Here is a 2572-nt window from a genome sequence, read left to right as displayed (position 1 = left end):
AAAACAGAAATCCCACAAAACCATAATGGTTTTCATAGAATTTCTTTTTTTTGAAACTACGAACATAATTTACTTATGTCACAGCCCCTTTTTTACATAAGCGCTAATTTAATTCGAGATAGCCCTTCTAATAAAGTGGCTTTTTGCGTTGCTAGGTTTAAGCGGGCATGCTGAATTCCAGCCGAGCCGAAGATGTTGCCAGCGTTCATTAAGATTTTTCCTTTATGAATGAAGCGGTCTTGCAATTCTTCATCGGAAAAAGGATAGTCGCTAAAATCTAACCACATTAAATAAGTTCCTTCTGGAATCATGACTTTTACTTGAGGTAATTCTTCTTTGAAATAAGTAGTCGCGATGTTGATATTTTCTTGTAAATACAGCAACAATTCTGCCAACCACTCATCCCCAAATTGATAAGCAGCTTCGGTACCGATTAAACCAAAAGTATTGATTTCAGTGCTGCAATTGCGGGTTTGACATTCAACAAATTGCCCTCGCAGCTCAGGATTTTTAATAAAAACCATTGAGTTTTTAATGCCGGCTAAATTGAAAGTCTTAGTTGCGGCAGTAAAAACGATGGAATATTCCCCCTGTGGATCGGCGGCGTTTTGAAAAGTAGTGAAAACATTTGGCTGGAAAACTAAATCTTGATGGATTTCATCACTTAGCACTAGTACTTGGTGTTTTTTACAAATTGAGCCTAATTGAGCTAATTCAGCCTGTGACCAAACTCGCCCGCCAGGATTGTGAGGGTTACAAAGGATAAAGAGCTTGACATTTTCAGCAATTATTTTCTTCTCAAAATCAACAAAATCAATTTCAAAGTGTTGATTTTGATTAATTAAGCGACTGGTCACCAGTTTCCGCTGATTATTTTCAACAGAATGAGCAAAGGGATGATAGACAGGATCCTGAATTAAAATGGCATCCCCTGGTTGCGTGTAAGCTTGAATCGCTGTCACGATACTAGGAACAACACCACTAGAAAATAGGATGTCTTCCTTATTTAAGTGGAAATGATGATGCCGTTGTTGCCAAGCAATCACCGCTTGGTAAAGATTATCAGGGAAAATGCTGTAACCTAGCACTTCTTCAGTTGCGAAACGTTGCAAGGCGTCAGTCACGAAAGTTGGGCTGAGGAAATCCATATCGGCTACCCACATAGGCAATAATTCAGTTTCGGGATACGTTTCGGTAATCGCGTCCCATTTCACTGAGTTAGTATTTTTTCGTTGCACCATTTGATTAAAATCAGTCATAGTTAAATCCTCCTTCACTTAAGCAAAAACTTCAATTTTATGATTAAATCAAGTATAATGGATTTTGAGAAAAGAGGGAAGTAAATGATATACAAAATTGGTGACGTTATAAAAGGCAAAGTTTCAGGTATTCAACCATATGGTGCATTTATTTCATTAGATAATGAGATTCAAGGGCTGGTTCATGTTTCCGAAGTGCAATCTGGTTATACTAAAAATATTCACGATGTGTTAAAAGTCGGTGAAGAAATTGACGTACAAATCATTGATATTGATGAATATTCGCAAAAAATCAGCTTATCTTTAAGAACTTTGAATAAAAAATTCGTACCTAGTCAAAATAGAAGGAAAAAATACTTTACTGATAAAAATCGTGAGATTGGCTTTGAAAGTATTGAAAAACAATTGCCCGATTGGGTGGAAGAAAATTTAGATTTTCTCGAGAAAAATAAAGCGTGAAAGTTTAGTGTTTTTTTCAGAAAAATGTGTTACTATCTATTTACAATCAAAAATTAATTGGAGTGGATAGTTTGAGTACAAAGCGCGTAGCTGGAACGATCATGTTACATTTGCAAGACGGCTCCAAAAAATTCCTTCTACAAAACAACGATGAAGGAATAGATTTTGCAATTACTAATTTTTCTGAAGAAGCAACTGGCTTGGCAAGCATGTTGCGCTATTTCAAGGAGAAAGTTCCGATGGATGTGACGAACATCGAATTAGTTGAACTGACTAATATCTGCTTCGAGAACAAGAAGATTCCTTTTTTTGTTTTCTCTGCAAAAGAAGCTGATGTTTTCCAAGAAGATTTATCAGAAAATTTCTTTTGGGAAGAGTCTACCAAAATCGGTGAACGCCTAGAAAATTTCGAAATTAGTGGCGTGCCATTATTTTAAAACTGAATATAAAAATGAATATTAAACACAGCTTTATTATAATAGAAAGAAAGTTTGTTCTATATAATAAACAAAGTTAATTAAAGTTGAAAATCCTACTAGTTTTTATAGTAGGATTTTTTTGTTAATAAATTCGGACGTTGGTAGGCAATGTTCTCTTTAAACGTCAGTAAACCACGAACTTTATATTAGAGGTTGCTATATAAAGTTCACCAATCAAAAAAACTTCAAAAAAATCACAAAAACAACTTGCAATCTCCCTTTATACTTGTTATATTATTACCTGTGCTTGAGACGCAATCATAACGAAAAAAACTTTTTGAACTTTTTGAAAAAAAGAGTTGACGAAAACTTTTCACCATGATAGACTAATCAAGTCGCTTCAAAAGGAAACAGAAACTTAGCAGTTCACACTAC

At 34.9% G+C, this 2572-nt stretch carries 3 protein-coding genes; 2 read left to right on the top strand and 1 reads right to left on the bottom strand.

Annotation, left to right across the window (positions count from 1 at the left end; translation table 11 throughout):
• Positions 1 to 92 precede the first annotated feature (92 nt).
• Positions 93 to 1259, bottom strand: coding sequence for a MalY/PatB family protein (locus M2139_RS14185; protein ID WP_280739510.1), 1167 nt, complete (start codon positions 1257 to 1259; stop codon positions 93 to 95).
• 84 nt (positions 1260 to 1343) lie between these two features.
• On the opposite strand from M2139_RS14185, the gene M2139_RS14180 reads away from it, so the two are divergent.
• Both M2139_RS14180 and M2139_RS14175 read left to right on the top strand, forming a co-directional pair.
• Positions 1344 to 1718 carry a CvfD/Ygs/GSP13 family RNA-binding post-transcriptional regulator gene (locus M2139_RS14180; protein WP_280739509.1) on the top strand — a complete coding sequence of 125 codons (375 nt, stop codon included), beginning with the start codon at positions 1344 to 1346 and terminating at the stop codon, positions 1716 to 1718.
• Between the two features lie 71 nt (positions 1719 to 1789).
• Positions 1790 to 2155, top strand: coding sequence for a hypothetical protein (locus tag M2139_RS14175; RefSeq protein WP_280739508.1), 366 nt, complete (start codon positions 1790 to 1792; stop codon positions 2153 to 2155).
• Positions 2156 to 2572 lie beyond the last annotated feature (417 nt).

Origin of the sequence: Enterococcus sp. PF1-24 (assembly GCF_029893325.1) — a bacterium.
Lineage (GTDB): Bacteria > Bacillota > Bacilli > Lactobacillales > Enterococcaceae > HY326.
Note: the sequence above shows the minus strand (reverse complement) of the source record. Positions and strands in the feature narration are given on the sequence as shown.

Bases quoted from the DNA above. Each gene is read 5' to 3' on its own strand.
- M2139_RS14185 (WP_280739510.1), bottom strand. From the start codon at position 1,259: ATGACTGATTTTAATCAAATGGTGCAACGAAAAAATACTAACTCAGTG.
- M2139_RS14180 (WP_280739509.1), top strand. From the start codon at position 1,344: ATGATATACAAAATTGGTGACGTTATAAAAGGCAAAGTTTCAGGTATT.